Annotated in this window: 18 protein-coding genes, 1 rRNA gene and 1 pseudogene; 4 read left to right on the top strand and 16 right to left on the bottom strand. The window is 33.8% G+C overall.

The window, feature by feature from the left end; translation table 11 throughout:
• Positions 1-8: 8 nt before the first annotated feature.
• The 7 genes from AC1DY0_RS06570 to AC1DY0_RS06540 all read right to left on the bottom strand — a co-directional run bounded on the left by AC1DY0_RS06570 (position 9) and on the right by AC1DY0_RS06540 (position 5,667).
• Complete coding sequence (locus tag AC1DY0_RS06570) at positions 9-500, bottom strand: 4'-phosphopantetheinyl transferase family protein (protein ID WP_477187838.1); 492 nt, start codon at positions 498-500, stop codon at positions 9-11.
• Positions 497-751 carry an acyl carrier protein gene (locus AC1DY0_RS06565; protein WP_477187837.1) on the bottom strand — a complete coding sequence of 85 codons (255 nt, stop codon included), beginning with the start codon at positions 749-751 and terminating at the stop codon, positions 497-499. The genes AC1DY0_RS06570 and AC1DY0_RS06565 overlap by 4 nt, the downstream gene beginning before the upstream one ends.
• A 45-nt stretch (positions 752-796) precedes the next feature.
• Positions 797-2,071: a beta-ketoacyl-[acyl-carrier-protein] synthase family protein gene (locus tag AC1DY0_RS06560; protein ID WP_477187836.1), complete on the bottom strand. Its 1,275-nt coding sequence runs from the start codon at positions 2,069-2,071 to the stop codon at positions 797-799.
• A 14-nt stretch (positions 2,072-2,085) separates the two neighbouring features.
• Positions 2,086-2,514 (bottom strand): 3-hydroxyacyl-ACP dehydratase FabZ family protein, encoded by a 429-nt coding sequence (locus AC1DY0_RS06555; RefSeq protein ID WP_477187835.1) that lies wholly within the window; start codon positions 2,512-2,514, stop codon positions 2,086-2,088.
• 15 nt (positions 2,515-2,529) lie between these two features.
• Complete coding sequence (locus AC1DY0_RS06550) at positions 2,530-3,582, bottom strand: type III polyketide synthase (protein ID WP_477187834.1); 1,053 nt, start codon at positions 3,580-3,582, stop codon at positions 2,530-2,532.
• A gap of 191 nt (positions 3,583-3,773) precedes the next feature.
• Complete coding sequence (locus AC1DY0_RS06545) at positions 3,774-4,484, bottom strand: methyltransferase domain-containing protein (RefSeq protein ID WP_477187833.1); 711 nt, start codon at positions 4,482-4,484, stop codon at positions 3,774-3,776.
• Positions 4,485-4,536: 52 nt separating this feature from the next.
• Positions 4,537-5,667, bottom strand: coding sequence for an NAD(P)/FAD-dependent oxidoreductase (locus AC1DY0_RS06540; RefSeq protein WP_477187832.1), 1,131 nt, complete (start codon positions 5,665-5,667; stop codon positions 4,537-4,539).
• Between the two features lie 177 nt (positions 5,668-5,844).
• Here AC1DY0_RS06540 and dnaX point away from each other — a divergent pair, with 177 nt between their 5' ends.
• Positions 5,845-6,930 (top strand): DNA polymerase III subunit gamma/tau, encoded by a 1,086-nt coding sequence (gene dnaX, locus AC1DY0_RS06535; protein ID WP_477187831.1) that lies wholly within the window; start codon positions 5,845-5,847, stop codon positions 6,928-6,930.
• Positions 6,931-6,958: 28 nt separating this feature from the next.
• On the opposite strand, the gene AC1DY0_RS06530 is transcribed toward dnaX, so the two are convergent.
• Positions 6,959-7,156, bottom strand: a complete 198-nt coding sequence (locus AC1DY0_RS06530; protein ID WP_477187830.1) for a hypothetical protein — start codon at positions 7,154-7,156, stop codon at positions 6,959-6,961.
• Between the two features lie 16 nt (positions 7,157-7,172).
• Here AC1DY0_RS06530 and AC1DY0_RS06525 point away from each other — a divergent pair, with 16 nt between their 5' ends.
• Positions 7,173-7,592, top strand: a complete 420-nt coding sequence (locus AC1DY0_RS06525) for a DNA polymerase III subunit gamma/tau (RefSeq protein ID WP_477187829.1) — start codon at positions 7,173-7,175, stop codon at positions 7,590-7,592.
• A gap of 127 nt (positions 7,593-7,719) precedes the next feature.
• Positions 7,720-8,277 carry an acetate uptake transporter gene (locus AC1DY0_RS06520; protein WP_477187828.1) on the top strand — a complete coding sequence of 186 codons (558 nt, stop codon included), beginning with the start codon at positions 7,720-7,722 and terminating at the stop codon, positions 8,275-8,277.
• 97 nt (positions 8,278-8,374) lie between these two features.
• Here the strand turns inward: AC1DY0_RS06520 and AC1DY0_RS06515 are convergent, their stop codons facing one another.
• The 7 genes from AC1DY0_RS06515 to AC1DY0_RS06485 all read right to left on the bottom strand — a co-directional run bounded on the left by AC1DY0_RS06515 (position 8,375) and on the right by AC1DY0_RS06485 (position 15,546).
• Positions 8,375-9,418, bottom strand: coding sequence for an o-succinylbenzoate synthase (locus tag AC1DY0_RS06515; protein WP_477187827.1), 1,044 nt, complete (start codon positions 9,416-9,418; stop codon positions 8,375-8,377).
• An 80-nt stretch (positions 9,419-9,498) separates the two neighbouring features.
• On the bottom strand, positions 9,499-10,704 hold the full coding sequence (locus AC1DY0_RS06510; protein WP_477187826.1) for a tetratricopeptide repeat protein: 1,206 nt from the start codon (positions 10,702-10,704) through the stop codon (positions 9,499-9,501).
• Between the two features lie 132 nt (positions 10,705-10,836).
• Positions 10,837-11,514 (bottom strand): metal-dependent hydrolase, encoded by a 678-nt coding sequence (locus AC1DY0_RS06505; protein ID WP_477187825.1) that lies wholly within the window; start codon positions 11,512-11,514, stop codon positions 10,837-10,839.
• A gap of 44 nt (positions 11,515-11,558) precedes the next feature.
• Positions 11,559-12,521 (bottom strand): 1,4-dihydroxy-2-naphthoate octaprenyltransferase, encoded by a 963-nt coding sequence (menA, locus tag AC1DY0_RS06500; RefSeq protein WP_477187824.1) that lies wholly within the window; start codon positions 12,519-12,521, stop codon positions 11,559-11,561.
• A gap of 72 nt (positions 12,522-12,593) precedes the next feature.
• Entirely contained in the window at positions 12,594-14,123 is a 1,530-nt protein-coding gene (locus tag AC1DY0_RS06495; protein WP_477187823.1) for a PH domain-containing protein, read from the bottom strand.
• Positions 14,123-14,638: a PH domain-containing protein gene (locus AC1DY0_RS06490; protein ID WP_477187822.1), complete on the bottom strand. Its 516-nt coding sequence runs from the start codon at positions 14,636-14,638 to the stop codon at positions 14,123-14,125. Before AC1DY0_RS06490 ends, AC1DY0_RS06495 begins: the two co-directional genes overlap by 1 nt.
• A gap of 77 nt (positions 14,639-14,715) precedes the next feature.
• The gene (locus AC1DY0_RS06485; RefSeq protein ID WP_173504557.1) at positions 14,716-15,546 is read right to left on the bottom strand and encodes a 1,4-dihydroxy-2-naphthoyl-CoA synthase; all 831 of its coding nucleotides are present in this window, start codon (positions 15,544-15,546) and stop codon (positions 14,716-14,718) included.
• Positions 15,547-16,008: 462 nt separating this feature from the next.
• Here AC1DY0_RS06485 and AC1DY0_RS06480 point away from each other — a divergent pair.
• Positions 16,009-16,206: pseudogene (locus AC1DY0_RS06480) on the top strand (transposase); the annotation flags it as partial.
• Between the two features lie 102 nt (positions 16,207-16,308).
• On the opposite strand, the gene rrf reads toward AC1DY0_RS06480, so the two are convergent.
• Positions 16,309-16,418 (bottom strand): 5S ribosomal RNA (gene rrf / locus AC1DY0_RS06475).
• Between the last annotated feature and the right edge of the window lie 102 nt (positions 16,419-16,520).

Genomic DNA, 16,520 nt, shown 5'->3' with positions numbered 1-16,520 from the left:
ACTTCCACTTATTGCTGTAATGTTATTATTTTTTGAAAACGTCCATGATGTGTTATAGAAACTGGAACGATTGCATTTGAGGGAGCATCCAAAATATAAGGAATACCATTCTCTTTTTTTATATTTTCTAAAGATTTCAAAGGCTTTATTTTATTAAAAAAATCAACTTTGGAAACAGCAATAGAATAAATATAAAAATCCGTAATATAAGTTTGGGTATAAAAAACAAATCCGTCAATAGAGACCGTTCCAGAAATTTCGTCTTTATAATAACATTGTAACCTGGTTGGAAAATAACCGCTAATTCCAGTTTCACGATTATAAATCTTATATGCAGCCTCTTTTCTGCTCCATAAATTCCAAACCATGAGCTCTGGATTAGAATTATTGAGAATCAAACGTTGCTCTTGCAAAGAAAAAATTTTACCCAAAAAACCTTTCCTTTTCCAATTACTTTCTTTTCGGGCCAAATCAAGATCTACTATATCATTACCAATCATTCTTTTAACAATTCGGCCTCAATAACACCAATAGCTGATTTTACATTGACCATTTTCTCCATCGATTCATTATCAATTATAATGTCAAATTTTTCTTCAATATCTAATATTACATCAACCAAATTAGCCGAATTGATTCTCAAATCATTCACAAAATCTGTTTCTTCCGTAAGAGAATCAAATGCCTCTTGATTTTGAATATATGGTTTTACTATATTCTTTAACTGTTCTATTGTCGCTTCTCTACTCATAAAGTTATTTTATTTTGTTAAACTAACTACTAAGACTTAAGTTTACTAAGGTATATATTTTTTAAAAACAACACATCCATTTACATCTCCAAAACCAAAACTAGCTTTCAAAATAACATTTAAATCTTTTTCAAGCAGTTGCAATGGAATTCTTGACGAATCGACTATTTCTGTAATTTCTGGATGCAAATCTTCGCAATTACGATTAGGAAAAACAAAACCTTGATACAATTGCAATACACTAGCAACACTTTCAATGCTCCCCGCTGCAGATAAACAATGTCCCACAGTAGATTTTAGCGAATTAACATAAGGAAAATCCAGTCCTCCTCTATTCAAAGCTATACTCCAATTCGAAATTTCCAAACTATCCTTACTCGTAGCAGTAAGATGACCATTAATCAAATCAACATCTTTAGCCGTAATTCCTGAACTCTTCATCGCATTCTGAATACATTTTTGAACAGCCATAGGATTTGGAGCAGTTAATGTCCCCAAACCTCTTTGTCCCCCAGAATTCAAATCTCCCCCTAAAACTTCTGCATATATTCTAGCACCTCTTGCCAAGGCTGTCTCCATATCTTCCAAAACCAAAGCTCCTGCTCCACTCGCAGGCACAAACCCCGAAGCACTCGCCGACATAGGTCTCGAACCTGTTTCCGCTGAATCGTTATGTCTAAACGTACATACCCTCATAGCATCAAATCCCCCCCAAACATACGGACCAGAATCACTGGTACTTCCTGCAAGAATTCTTTTGGCCTTACCAGATTTTATACGATCATAAGCCATAATGATACTTTCGGTTCCAGTCGTACAAGCTGATGAATTGGTTGTAACTTGATTACCCAAACCCAATTTCCCCGCTAAATAAGCACTTATTCCGCTATTCATTGTTTGAATTACAGTGGTACTTCCCAAGCTTCTTCCTTTTAAATCATCAATTTTATAAATACTCTCTCGAAGTTTGTCGATTCCCGAAGTACCTGTTCCAAAAATAGTTCCGCTATCCCAATCAGGATCTTCCTGTATTTCCGTTGATAAACCAGCATCTTTCCAAGCATCAATTCCTGCAATAACACCGTACAAAATCCCAGTTGCATTAAAATTTTTGAGTTCCAATTCCGTGAAATATTGTAATGCCAATTCCGTTGAAACATCAGGCATTCCAGCAATTTGACAAGAAAACTTCAATCTTTCCAATTCCTCAAAATGTCTTATTCCGGAAATTCCATTTTTTATCGAATGCTTAAATACATCAAGGCCCACTCCATTTGGAGCAACTACACCAAGACCCGTTATAACAACTCGATTTTTCATTTTAAATTACAATTTCAAACGATCATACCGGCAATTATTCCACTACAAACTATTTCTCCTTTATCATTTTGCATACTGACTTTGCATTTTAATTTCCCAAACCTAAAATAGATTTTTTCTGAAATCACCTTTACTTTTTCATTCGGAAAAACAGGTTTTAAAAAATCAATATTAGTTGATGTTAAGCCGATTAGCGATATTGAACTTACATTTTCATTTAATATAAATATACCCAAACAAACCAAACCAATCTGAGCCATAACCTCTGTTAAAATAACTCCTGGAGTAACTGGATTTCCTTTAAAATGACCTTTGTAAAAATCCAGATTTTCATCAAAAGTATATTCGCCCTCTACCCCTTCTTCATCTATTCTAATTATTTTGTCAACAAACAAAAACGGTTTAGAATAAGGCAATTTTGAAATTATATCTATTTTTTCCATATCCTATTTAGCACCCTAAAACTGCAATAATACTTTTTGAGCCGAAAATCCGGGTCCAAAACTCAACATCAAGCCCTTAGAGCCTTTTTTTGGTTTTTTATCCATAAATCGCTCTAAAACATATAACACGGTTGCACTTGACATATTTCCGTAAAGTTTTAAAACAGCTTTTGTGTCATCAATATTTTTATCATAACCTAAAAAGAGATCTTCAACAATTTGAACGATTTTTTTTCCTCCTGGATGAAAAATCAAATGATCAATATCTCCTATTTCCAAACTATTCTTTTCTAGAAAAGGATGAATAATATCTCCAAAATGAGACGATATCGTTTCAGGAACCTCAATATCCAAAACCATTTGCAATCCCGAATTCGTTAGCTTGAAACCCATCATATGAATATTATCAAAAAAATGATACATTTCTTCGGCTAAAATCTCAGGCCCTTCCTCTTCCTCTACTGACGAAAGCAAAACACAGGCCGCACCATCACCAAAAATTGCCGCACTAACAATGTTAGGCATTGAAAAATCTTCCAATTGAAACGTTGCTGTCGGACTTTCTATAGCAATAACAGCTGCTCTTTTACCTGGATTTGCCTGAAGAAAGTTCTTGGCATATATAATCCCCGAAATTCCCGCCGCACAACCCATTTCAGTCACAGGCAACCTCACAATATCTTGCCTCAATTTCAAACTATTAATCAAATAAGCGTCCAAAGAAGGAATCATAATCCCTGTACAGCTCACGGTGATAATATAATCCAAATCCTCAGGCAACCATTGGGCTTTTTTCAATGCCTTATCCAAGACTTTTTCACCCAAATCGATTACTTCCCGAACATAAATATCATTCTTCTCTTCAAAGGAGGTGTTTTCAAAAACCCCAATCGGATCCATTATCGAATACCGCTTATCAACTCCTGCCCCTTCAAATATTTTTTTTACTTTTTTAACAAAACGCTCTTCTTGACCTTCCAACCAAATATCCAAAAAAGGAAGAATCTCCTCTGTAGTTCTTGAAAACTTCGGCAATTGCTTGGCAACACATTTTATTTTTACGCTCATTTATCTTCTTTAGTAAGTCAATTTAAACTTTAATTCATTTATTAATTTTGGAGCAGAAACATATGGCATTTTGAGCAATATCCTCCCGCTTTCCGTTACAATCTTATAAGCCGAACCCCGGCTTATAAGGATTTTCGCTACAATCGGGGCTAAAGAGAGATATTTTACTTTTTTGACATCATTAAAAGAACTCATTTCTCCACAATCCATTGATATCTAAAAGCCCATTTCCATTGAATACTGTATTTTTTAAATCTTAAATTTTCCGAAAATGCAATCAGCTCTTCTTTTTTAAAACCCCTCAATATTGAAGTCAAACCATCTTCTCGTGACATTTTATTCATACGAAAAACAAAACAAAGCGCTTGAAATAATCGATACGCCAAAGAATTGCGATGCAAATCATTAACAACAAAACCCAATTTTGAATTTTTATTAAACAACGCTAGCAATTCAATAATTTCATCATTTTTAAAATGATGTAAAGTCAAAGTACAAAGCACAATATCATAATTTAACTCACTAAAAGATTCACTAAATATATCTTCGCATCTATACTTAATATTTGGATAGTTCACAGATAGATTAATTGCATAGTTTACGGTAAAATTATTAGCATCAACCCCAATCAATTCCAAATTTAAATTATTCTGCAAACCAAAATCAGCCAATTTTCGCAGCATATCTCCGTTTCCACACCCAACATCTACAATCTTGATCGGACTTAAATAGGATTCTTTTTTTAGTAATTTCTCAACTCCTTTCAAAGTCAATTGATTCCCTCCTAAAAGCCGATTTATTTGTGCAATTTTATCCAATGCTACTTTTAAAGCATCACCCTCCAACGCAAAATCATCCATTATTTCAGGATTATTCGTTCTATGTTGTGTATTTACAAGCATTATTTTTAATTATTTCGAATTAAATTCAATTGCTTTTACTATTGCTATTTTATCATTGTATAACAATTGGTTTTCCGTGAGTCCGCTTAATTATAATCGGCATTAAAAATGGGAATTTAATCATTATTTCCATCAAAACAGCAGAAAGTTTTGTTTTTTGCAGTATAAATGCCAAAATACGTCCAATTCTTAATCTTTTTTTAAAATTAGCATTCCATTCTGCAATATACTTTTTCTCTAGTTCGTCTCTGGATTTTATTTTTTTTGCATAAAAATCACCTATTAATTCAGAAGCAATTTTGGCACTATGAATTGCCATCGCCATACCATTACCACATAAAGGATGAATTAAACCCGCGGTATCACCAATCATCAAAATATGATTTTCCACGGTTGCCTTTTTATCAAATGAAATCTGACTGATTGTTAACGGAGCCTCAAAAAGCATTTTACTTGAATTAAAAATCAGTTTTAAATATGGATTCTTAATAACAATCTGATTTTGAAAGTCCTCAATACTTTTATATTTTTTAAAAGATTCATAACTCACCAAATAACAGATATTAATAACATTGTTTTCTACTTTTGAAACCCCACAATAACCTCCTTCAAAATTATGCAAACCCACTACATCATTAGAGAATTCACCCGAATAATGAGCTTTCACAGCTAGCCAGTGCGATTTTTCTTGAATAAATCCTCTTTTTAATTTCTGATCGATATTGGATCGTTTACCAAAAGCTCCTATAACAATTTCAGAAGTAACAATTCTATTGTTTAAAGTCGAAACAGAAAAAAAATCATTATCAAAAACAATATTATCAACGTTGTCCTGTATTATTTCACAACCATTCTCGATGGCTTTTTTGCATAAAAAAGCATCCAAAGCAAATCTACTTACACCAAATCCACCAAGCGGTAAATCACATTTAATTATTTTTCCTTCAGAGGTTGAAAAATCTAGTTTTGAGATATGAGTTTGGTTTAACTCTGATAAATTTATCGAAAGCCAATTCAGATAAGGCAGAATTTCATTTGAAATATATTCACCACAAACTTTATGCTTTGGATATTCATTTTTTTCTATTACAATAACCTTTAAACCAATTTTAGACAAATGTATGGCCGCTGTTAGTCCAGCCAACCCTCCTCCAACAATTGTAACCGTTTTAGTAGCATTCATAGAAAAGTTAATTTTAAAAGATTGGTTTTCAAAACTAAGGTGAAAATACACAAATGTTACATAAAAACCGAATTCAAAGGTATTTTTGAAAGAAAATTACAAGCTTAAAAAATTAAAATTTTGGAACTTGTTTTTTGATTTTTCAAGCCCTATATTTGCTTTCGAATAAAAAAACCTATGGAACAATTTGTAGTATCGGCTCGTAAATACCGCCCCCAAACATTTAAAGATGTGGTGGGACAAAAAGCGATTACCAACACATTACTCAACGCCATAGAAAACAACCATTTAGCTTCAGCCCTTTTATTCACTGGACCTCGTGGTGTTGGAAAAACAACTTGTGCTCGTATTTTGGCTCGAAAAATAAATCAGCCAGGTTACGATGATCCCAATGAAGATTTTGCTTTTAATGTCTTCGAATTGGATGCCGCTTCCAACAATTCTGTTGATGATATCCGAAATTTGATAGATCAAGTTCGTATTCCTCCACAAACCGGACAATACAAGGTCTATATCATTGACGAGGTACATATGTTATCTTCGGCCGCTTTTAATGCTTTCCTGAAAACATTGGAAGAACCGCCAAAACACGCCATTTTTATATTGGCAACCACCGAAAAACATAAAATTATTCCAACGATTTTATCGCGTTGCCAGATATTTGATTTCAAAAGAATTACCGTAAAAGACGCCAAAGAACATCTTGCCGAAGTAGCCACTAGTCAATCTGTAGCTTTCGAGGATGATGCTCTTCATATTATTGCGCAAAAAGCAGATGGTGCCATGCGTGATGCTTTGTCTATTTTTGATAGGGTAGTTTCTTTTTGTGGAAATAATTTAACACGTCAGGCCGTTACCGAAAATTTAAACGTTTTAGATTACGAAACCTACATTAATGTTACCGACTTAATTCTGGAAAATAAAATCCCTGATTTATTAATGGCATTCAATGACATTCTATCAAAAGGTTTTGACAGTCATCATTTTGTTTCGGGATTAGCCACTCATTTTAGAGATTTATTAGTAAGCAAAACGCCTGCAACACTTGTATTACTTGAGGTTGGAGAACAAGCTCAAAAAATGTATGGAATTCAAGCGCAAAAATGCAGTCAGGATTTTTTATTAAAAGGAATCGAAATTGCCAATGATTGTGATTTAAAATACAAAGCCAGCCAGAATCAACGACTACTTGTTGAACTTTGCTTAATGCAACTTGCCTCCATCACTTATGATGGAGAAAAAAAAAAGTTGAACAATTTATAATTCCACCTACTTATTTCAGAAGAACAGATTATTCCATAGTTGAAGTTTCTAAAAAAGAAACCAACGAAACTAGTAGCCCTAATAGCAATATTAACAATAATATAGAAAAGGCTGAAATTACCAAACCAATTGTTGTTACTGAAGAAAAACCACAAACTTCAAGTCCTGTAACATCAAGCATACTAAGTAACGAAGCTAAGTTTTCTGCCTTATCACTTTCTAGCATTAGAGCTAAAAAATCTTTGGAAGAAAATTTAAAAGGATTTGTCAAAGAAGACAATACTGTTTTACCTTCAGAAACTTTTACCGAAACCGAAATGCTTTTGCAATGGACAAAGTATGCTCAGCGTCTAGGTGAAAAAGGATACAAAATAATGGAATCCTTATTACTGATCAATGATCCAAAATTAGACGGCACCAGCATCACTTTTGAACTTCCAAATGAGGGTTCTAAATTAGACTTCGAAAGTGAAATGATTGGTCTTTTAAGACATTTGCGTGGACATTTGCATAATCACGACATCACTATCGAAGTAAATGTCAATGAAAGCATCGAAATAAGAAGAAACTTTACTGACCAAGATCGTTACAACAGACTTTTAGAAATCAATCCAAATATCGAATTACTGAGAACTACTTTTGGCTTGGATTTAGACGCTTAAATAATTCATCCTTGCAACTCTTTATTCTAGTAAATGAGTTTTTAATATCATAAATTGTTATTTTTATACCAATTGATAACGAACTATAACGTTATTTTTAACTTTACTAACAATTAAAAAAACTAGAATGGAGAATAAACCAGCAAATCCAGCTCCTTTAGGCCTTTTGGGCTTTGGAATGACCACAATTTTATTGAACATCCACAATTTGGGTTTTTTCCCAGTAAGTGCCGTTATCATATCTATGGGCATTTTTTATGGTGGATTGGCTCAAATAATAGCCGGTATATTGTCATACAAAAACGGAAAAACATTCGCAGGGACTGCTTTTACTTCCTATGGTTTCTTTTGGTTTACTTTGGTTGGAATTTGGCTTTTTCCAAATACTGGATTTGAAATGGCTGGAACAACTCCTGCACCATTTTTCGGATGTTATTTAACTCTTTGGGGAATTTTTACCGCTTTTATGTGGTGGGGAACTTGGGGCGGCAGCAAAGTACAGCAATTTGTCTTTTTATCATTAACTATTTTGTTTTTCGTTTTGGCTATTGAAAAATTTAGTGGAATCGAATCTTTAGCTCCTGTAGCGGGTGCAATTGGAGTAATTTGCGGAAGCAGTGCTTTTTATTTAGCAGTAGCCGAACTCTTGGAAGAAACAAAAAACAAAAGAGTTTTACCTTACTAATATTAAAACCCTAATTATACTAAAAGCAAAAGGCACAAAACAATATCTGTTTTGTGCCTTTTGCTTTTAATACGTTTTATTTTCTTTGGTATAAAACCTAAAAAACATCAATATCCAAATTCCAATCCAACTCACTACTGTACCATAATTGCCCTTGAGAAACCAGTAAAGGACAATCAAAATTATTGGTATATAATGCTCCAGTCCCTAATCCTTGTGGCATCGAATTATTGAGTAAAAAAGTCCATTGAGCGATGGCATTCAATCCAATATTACTCTCTAAAGCCGAAGTAATCCACCACCCGATATTATGCTTTTCGGCTAAGGAAATCCATTCTTGAGTACCTCGAAATCCACCCACAAAACTAGGCTTCAAAATGATGTATTGCGGTTTTATTTTGAGTAACAATTCTTCTTTTTCGGCAGCTGTAAACACTCCGATTAGCTCTTCATCCAATGCAATAGGAAAAGGAGTCTTTTTACACAGCTCTGCCATACTGTCAGTGTTGCTTTTTTGTATCGGCTGCTCAATACTATGTAACTCAAATTCAGATAATTGATTTAATTTACCTAAAGCTTCGTTTAAATCAAAAGCCCCGTTTGCATCAACTCGTATTTCGACTTGTTCACGAGTAAAATGCTGTCTGATAAACCGCAATAATTGCAGTTCTTTATCAAAATCTATAGCTCCTATTTTGAGTTTAATACATCGAAATCCATCTGCTAATTTTTCTTCGATTTGTTGCTTCATAAAAGCCTCTTCTCCCATCCAAACTAACCCATTTATTTGGATTGATTTTGTACCATTTGTGAAGCTTGAAGGAAAAAGAAAAAAAGGAGTTTCACTAGCCAAAGACAGGAACGCCATTTCGACTCCAAACTGTATTGAAGGAAACTCTAATAAAGCATCCCAAAGTTGGTCTTTCCCAAGATGAATATTAGCACAAGTCCATTGTAGTTTTTCTTCATAATCGGGACGATCATCAATACTCAAACCTCTCAAGATTCCGCACTCGCCTATTCCCTTTTTACCGTTTTGTTCCAGAATGATAAACCAAGTCTCTTTTTCGGTCATCACACCACGGGAAGTTCCAGACGGTCGTTTGAAGTTTAAAATGTATTTATGGTAAGATGCAAACATATTTTAGAGTTTAAGAATACTGATACTAATTGTCGTAAACAAAGCCTGTTCACTACAAACTAAATTCCACCTACTAACTACTACTCTTTAATCAATTTCAGCACTTTTTCAAAATCCTGGTTCTGAATTCCGGCTTTTTGGAAAGCCAAAATATCCTGTTCGGTTTTTTGAGTCCAACTCAAGCTGTCTGTTACGTTTTGATTTTGGTATTTCTTATAGATTTTTTTGGCTTCTTTGTAATTATCATTCAGCAAATACGCATGAGCTAAATTTAATTGAATTAATAACTCCGTACTATCAAGTTTTTCACCGTCTTTCAGGTATCTTAAAGCTTTTCCGTATTGTTTGGTCAAAAGATAACTACTCCCAATTGCATTATAATCCAGAACTGTAGCTTTACCATCATTTATAATTACCCCTAATTTCTCAATTGCATCACCATATTTGCCCTTTTTTATTAAAAGTGATGCTTCTTTACGCAAATCGGCATAAACAGCGGTAGAAGTGCTCGTTTCGCCAAAACAATTATCTCCAGCATCTTTAAAAACTTTGGACCGTTCCATCGATAATAATTTTTGAAACTCTTGGTATTTGTACTTAGTTTGAATTTTGTCTAATACACAAACACAAAAATTATCCGAGTTAGTCATTTTTTGCGCCAAATTGGAGGTTTTGCATTGATCAATAATTGCTTTTCTGTTATCCACACTCCATCCGCGGCTTAATTTTTTATCGACCCAAGGCACAACTTCCAAAATGATTTTTTGCTTCATTATCCAGTTTTTGCTTTCAAAACCAAACCACAAAGCGGATGAATTCCCATTCAAACAGCTTGATTTATCAACAGAAAGACGTTTAGCATCTTTGCTCACAGGTTCGTCCTGAATCAAACAGGATTCGAGTGTTTTGCCTGAATCTTTGTACTCTGTTGCCAATTTATCGGTAGAAAAAATGGCATACGTACATTTATCGTCACCAGAAATTTTTGACAAGACAAAAACGGCTCCAGCAGAACCCTGACTGATTCCAGTTGGATCGGGAATTGATTTTAAGACAGAAACCAAACTGCTTGCCAGTTGCTGATTTTCGTCCAAAAGCGTGATTCTATATACGATTTCGGTAGTACCGAGTGGTAAATCTTCGGTTTTGATAATAATTCGATCTCTTGCCGAAACGTTTATTTCTTTGGTTGTGGATCTATCTTTATCCCAATAACCGTCTTGTTGCGAGAAAGCATTGATGGTGATTTGAAGTGTAATAAATAATAGAAAATATTTTTTCTTCATTATGAAAATATTGATCTTTCTTTAAAATAAAAGATATTAAAAAAGGGATTTCCTAGCCCTGATGGAAACGACATCCTTTTGTGCCGGGGTTCGGCACAAAAGATATAGTGGACAGCAGGAAATAGCTCCAAATTATAATTCGATGAAACTGCCAATTTCTAGTAACATCAAGTCTTTTCCTTTGTCAAAGAATTTCTTGATGGCTACCTCGTGATTGATTTCGATATATCCGAATGTATCGTAATGATAACCTAGAATTTTATCGCATTCGATAAAATCAGAGGCAATTATGGCATCATCCACATCCATGGTGAAATTATCGCCTACAGGCAAAATAGCTAAATCGAGCTTTGTTCGCATCGGAATGAGTTTCATGTCCATCGTAAGGGCAGTGTCTCCAGCAATATAGATATTTTTGTGTTCGCCCTCGATTACAAAACCTCCAGGGTTTCCACCGTAGCTTCCGTCAGGAAAAGAACTAGAGTGAATGGCGTTTACATATTTTAGTTTTCCAAAATCAAAATTCCAGCTTCCACCGTGATTCATAGGATGTGATTGAAACCCTTTTTTACCATAATATCCTGCGATTTCAGCATTGGAAACAATTACTGCATTGGTACGTTTAGCAATGGCTTCAACATCCAAAATATGATCTCCGTGAGCGTGAGTCAATAGAATAAAATCAGCCTTTAGACTGTTGATATCAATATGTGCTGCTTTTGGATTTGCCGAAATATAAGGATCCACAAGAATGTGCTTGCCACCAACTTCAATTCCTAAAGAAGCATGACCGTAGAAAGTTATTTTCATTTTAGTATATGTTTAAAATTAAAAATCGAGAAATATAAAAGGAATTACCTTCCTCCCAAGAAAACATTTACAATGATGTCTGAAATTAAAGAAATCATACATAAAGATAATAATATCGAAAGCAAAAAGGTACTCAATGCCACTTTCTTTAATTCTGGATCAAGTAGTTTTGGATCTTGGTTTTTAGAAACCGTGATTAAATGTTTTGTCAACGGAATATATGCTAATAAAAACAAATATTGATCAAAACGGAAATCTTCCAAAATAGCAAAAACAACTACTGAAACCATTGCGGTAACGATTAGAAAATAATGGTATTTTTTGGCTGCATCGGCACCCATTTTGACCACCATAGTATTCTTTCCAGATTTGGCATCCGAAGCTTGATCACGCATATTGTTTAAATTCAGAACTCCTACACTTAATAATCCAATTGCCATAGCTGGCAAAATAAGTACCAAATCTAATTGTTTTGAATACAAGAAATTAACTCCCAAAGTACTTACTAAACCAAAAAACACAAAGACAAAAATATCGCCATATCCACGATATCCATATGCTGAAGTCCCTACTGTATAACGAATCGCAGAAGCTATGGCCAAAATTCCCAATACTAAATAAAATAAGGAATAAACAAGATTGGTTTCACCAAAAGCAACATAAATCAAGAATATTGCCGAAAACAATGTAAGCACTGAGGTTATTACCAAGGCACTTTTCATTGCTTCCGGAGTGATTACACCACTTTGAATAGCGCGTTTTGGTCCTATTCTGTCTTCATTATCTGTTCCTTTAACTCCATCTCCATAATCATTTGCAAAATTAGAAAGTACTTGTAAACCTAAAGTTGTCAATAAGGCAAAAGCAAATATTTCCCAATTGAAAACTTCTGTTGGTGTAAGTACATTCTCGGTAGGGTTTGCCAATGCATACATACTTCCTACTATAATTCCAGAAACTGATAATGGTAATGTTCTTAATCTTGCTGCTTCAATCCAGTGTTTCATATTTTTTGTTTAAAGTTTAAAGTCTCATATTTTCAAGCTTCAAACATGAAACCTGAAACTTGAAACTATTTTTTACATCCAATTACTATCGGAAGTTTCCATTTCGTACAACCAAAGATTGACGTATTGCTTAATAGCTGTAAAATTACCCAATTGAAAACTAATATTCCCTCCTGCGGTATGCAAAGTTAAAGATCCTATATTGATATTTTTATGCCAAAACAGTTGAGAAGTTGTAATCGCTTGAATTTTACTTGGTAAAATAATTTTATTAGTAACATCCCAAGCTCCACTTTGCAGGATTATGAAGTCATTATTTATATACAGTCGGTTATTTTTAAATATATAAAATTGAATAATTCCAGCAAAAATAACATACAACAATACCAAATAATCACTCATGGGCAGTTGTTCCGTTATCAAATCTCTAATAAAATAGAAACCTAATAATGGTAATCCAATTGTTAAAAAAACAGAAAATCCGAGTTTTCTAAAATTAGGCTTTAACATTACTCCCTTTTCAGGAATTTTTTGAAATAACAGCTTCAGAATCCCCTCTTTTTCCAATTCGTTACAACCTGGAATTTCGATAAGCTGTTTGTTACCTTCCTGCTCTCCGCCAGTTGCCTGTTTTATCTTTAGCTGTAAAACATTCATTTTCTTTTGGAAAAAATTCTGGATAATACTTGTAATTTGAACTTTTTCAGGCTTTATAATGGTACTTTTAGTATTCAATAAACCATAAGACAGTAACAAAGAGCCTTTTTGTCTCGCAATTTTATAATCAAAGTAAGTAAAAATAGTTCTTACCAAATTAATGACAATTACCGTCAAAAAGAAAACAATAAATAATGTTAAAAATGCTGTCACAATCTGACTTCTGTCTACGTAATCCTCAATATTTTGATCATGTAAAACATCTTTTCCTGTAATTTGTTTGATATGATCATAAAGAGAAATAAAAAAAGCCAACAAGACAAAAAAACTTTTTACATAATTTGAGGTAATTCCAATTTTCAATAAACTCAAAAAACTGATCTTTATAAACGGAATTTCAGCATCACTTCTTTTCTCAATTGAAATTTCACCTGAAGCTGTGCTGTCATCATGAAAAACTAAAGCCTTTTTGCTTTCATTTTCCAATAACCGAGCTTTTAAGTCCAATGCCAAAGCGTGCGAAATTGCCTTGATACTTCCCTCTTTTTTATTAGAACCTGCAGTATCGACTACCAATTCATAAACACCTACCAATCTTTGGATTAAAGACTGATTGATATTTACTTGCTGAATTTTATAAAGTTGGATAGTTGTTATAGTTTTATTTAAAATACCCTCAGTTATAATAAACTCATTATTTTCGTGATCGATATAAAATGTGAAGTTCAAGTATCTTAAATAGGATATAATTCCCATAATAGAAAAAAAAGCCAAAACAATTAACACCCCTATTAATACATTTAATTTATCAAACTCATTAAATTTAAGAATACAAATTACCAATAAAGGCCAAAATGCTTTTGCATAACCCTGAACAGAATAAATGAACATTACAAAAATCCCCACAATGGACTGTCGCTGAGGCTTACTGAAATCCTCCTCCATCACAATTGTTTTTGAATTTTACCCATCAAAAGCTGTTTGATGTTTTCGGCCTGTTCTTTGGCAATTCCAGGAATTTCAATATCACTGGAGCTACCACCAGCGGTAAAAATTTCTATTTTGGCCAAACCAAAAACTCGGGACAATAACCCTTCATGTAAAGCTACATGTTGTACTCTGTTATATGGAATTACAAGAGTATTCGTCGCAATTATGCCATGTCTGAACAACACATCATGATTACGAAATGCAAAACCTTTTTTCTTGAAACCTAATCTGCAAAAGAAAAGCACAAGAAACAACAAAACAACATAAGCTATACTCATTTCCGAAATAAACACAGTTAGTTTCTCATTAAAACACAATGCAAGACCTAAACCAATTCCAGTAATCAAAAAGAAAAACGATAGGCTTATCAAAATAACTTTCCAATAATTGGGATGCAAAACAGAGAATTCAACTTCTTCATATTTTGGAAGCTGTGTAGTATCAATTTTTTCGTTTATAAAATCTTCCATTTTTATTTTTTGATTATAAACTTAAGGTTTCAAGATATTAAACTTGAAACCTTAAACTTTTATGCTCTTAAGCCTTTTTATGGCAACCATTTTTTCTCAAAATTCGGTTTACGCTTTTCAAGAAATGCATTTCTACCTTCTTTAGCCTCTTCGGTCATATAAGCCAATCTTGTTGCTTCACCTGCAAACACTTGTTGTCCCACCATACCATCATCTGTAAGATTCATGGCAAATTTCAACATTTTTATAGCCATAGGAGATTTACCTAAAACTTCTTGGGCCCATTGGTAAGCAGTGTCTTCTAACTCCGCGTGCGGAATAACGGCATTAACCATACCCATTTCAAAAGCCTCTTGAGCAGAATAATTACGTCCCAAAAAGAAAATTTCACGGGCTTTTTTTTGTCCAACCATTTTAGCAAGATAGGCAGAACCATATCCACCGTCAAAACTTGTTACATCTGCATCGGTTTGTTTAAAAATAGCATGTTCTTTACTCGCTAAAGTCATATCGCAAACCACATGCAAACTGTGTCCTCCGCCAACGGCCCAACCAGGAACTACAGCGATAACAACTTTTGGCATAAAACGGATTAAGCGCTGAACCTCAAGAATATTCAAACGATGCTGTCCATCATCCCCCACATAACCTTGATGTCCACGGGCATTTTGATCTCCTCCACTGCAAAAAGAATACACACCATCCTTAGAAGATGGCCCTTCTGCAGAAAGCAAAACCACGCCTATAGAAGTATCTTCTTGCGCATCATAAAAAGCTTGGTATAATTCAGATGTTGTTTTTGGTCTAAACGCATTGCGCACATCAGGTCTGTTAAATGCGATTCTAGCAACACCATTACATTTTTTATAGGTTATATCTTCAAATTCTTTGGCGGTAATCCAATCCATTCTATTAACTTTTAAATTATTTTACTGTAAAAATAAACCATTTTTTTACATTTTTAAAGCATAAAATATTTTAAAACTACATTACAGCCAATAAATAAAATTCAAAATAAGCATACTTACCAATTAATTCAAGAAATTTGGGCGAGACCCCATTTTTAGAAAGAGCCAAATCTACTTTGCGGTTATACGGCACTTTTCAAAAATACGGTCGGGCTATTCGCGCTACTTCGGTAGCTTGCTTCTATCCCTCTCACACACATAACAACTTTAATAATAACAGCAGCTTATCTTTTCATAAATCATTGCAATTTTACATCTACAAAAGATGTTATTTTAACCTAAAAATCATAAAAAAAAAGAAATATAGACAATACAAGATATTATTTTTTATGATTTTTCTGAAATCTATTAACTATTTTCTGAAAATTTAGATTATCCAATCATTTTCTTAATTCTCACGCTTCAGGCTTTAAAAACTTTAACATTCTGCTTAATACCATAACTTTTAATTACAAGTCAATCTTAAACTATTTTGATAACAGAAGTACAAATGCTTCTGCCGAATCTTTCAATGCAAAAATAAAAGCTTTTAGAAGTCAATTTAGAGGAGTGAGAAATATAGATTTTTTCTTGTTCAGATTATCTAATCTTTTTGCATAATCCCCAACTTTTGCACCTGATCCTTTATTTTTACAAAATCTGTTCTTTTAAAACCATTGTAAAACAAAAAACCCCGTTTCTTTCGAAACGGGGTTTTGTAAAAAAAGGCAGCGACATACTCTCCCACATAACTGCAGTACCATCTGCGCAGGCGGGCTTAACTACTCTGTTCGGGATGGGAAGAGGTGAGCCCCGCCGCAATAACCACCTTAAGTCGTTACAATTGCTTTGGGCAATCATTTGCAAGTCGTAATTAACTTCGTTCTGTTCGGCTAAAGCCTCGGATCAGAATTTCGAACTCGTAATTGCAATAA

It is taken from the genome of Flavobacterium sp. P1_E4 (assembly GCF_056405915.1).
Note: the sequence above shows the minus strand (reverse complement) of the source record. Positions and strands in the feature narration are given on the sequence as shown.

Bases quoted from the DNA above. Each gene is read 5' to 3' on its own strand.
- AC1DY0_RS06570 (WP_477187838.1), bottom strand. From the start codon at position 500: ATGATTGGTAATGATATAGTAGATCTTGATTTGGCCCGAAAAGAAAGT.
- AC1DY0_RS06565 (WP_477187837.1), bottom strand. From the start codon at position 751: ATGAGTAGAGAAGCGACAATAGAACAGTTAAAGAATATAGTAAAACCA.
- AC1DY0_RS06560 (WP_477187836.1), bottom strand. From the start codon at position 2,071: ATGAAAAATCGAGTTGTTATAACGGGTCTTGGTGTAGTTGCTCCAAAT.
- AC1DY0_RS06555 (WP_477187835.1), bottom strand. From the start codon at position 2,514: ATGGAAAAAATAGATATAATTTCAAAATTGCCTTATTCTAAACCGTTT.
- AC1DY0_RS06550 (WP_477187834.1), bottom strand. From the start codon at position 3,582: ATGAGCGTAAAAATAAAATGTGTTGCCAAGCAATTGCCGAAGTTTTCA.
- AC1DY0_RS06545 (WP_477187833.1), bottom strand. From the start codon at position 4,484: ATGCTTGTAAATACACAACATAGAACGAATAATCCTGAAATAATGGAT.
- AC1DY0_RS06540 (WP_477187832.1), bottom strand. From the start codon at position 5,667: ATGAATGCTACTAAAACGGTTACAATTGTTGGAGGAGGGTTGGCTGGA.
- dnaX (WP_477187831.1), top strand. From the start codon at position 5,845: ATGGAACAATTTGTAGTATCGGCTCGTAAATACCGCCCCCAAACATTT.
- AC1DY0_RS06530 (WP_477187830.1), bottom strand. From the start codon at position 7,156: ATGCTAGAAAGTGATAAGGCAGAAAACTTAGCTTCGTTACTTAGTATG.
- AC1DY0_RS06520 (WP_477187828.1), top strand. From the start codon at position 7,720: ATGGAGAATAAACCAGCAAATCCAGCTCCTTTAGGCCTTTTGGGCTTT.
- AC1DY0_RS06515 (WP_477187827.1), bottom strand. From the start codon at position 9,418: ATGTTTGCATCTTACCATAAATACATTTTAAACTTCAAACGACCGTCT.
- AC1DY0_RS06510 (WP_477187826.1), bottom strand. From the start codon at position 10,704: ATGAAGAAAAAATATTTTCTATTATTTATTACACTTCAAATCACCATC.
- AC1DY0_RS06505 (WP_477187825.1), bottom strand. From the start codon at position 11,514: ATGAAAATAACTTTCTACGGTCATGCTTCTTTAGGAATTGAAGTTGGT.
- menA (WP_477187824.1), bottom strand. From the start codon at position 12,521: ATGAAACACTGGATTGAAGCAGCAAGATTAAGAACATTACCATTATCA.
- AC1DY0_RS06495 (WP_477187823.1), bottom strand. From the start codon at position 14,123: ATGGAGGAGGATTTCAGTAAGCCTCAGCGACAGTCCATTGTGGGGATT.
- AC1DY0_RS06490 (WP_477187822.1), bottom strand. From the start codon at position 14,638: ATGGAAGATTTTATAAACGAAAAAATTGATACTACACAGCTTCCAAAA.
- AC1DY0_RS06485 (WP_173504557.1), bottom strand. From the start codon at position 15,546: ATGGATTGGATTACCGCCAAAGAATTTGAAGATATAACCTATAAAAAA.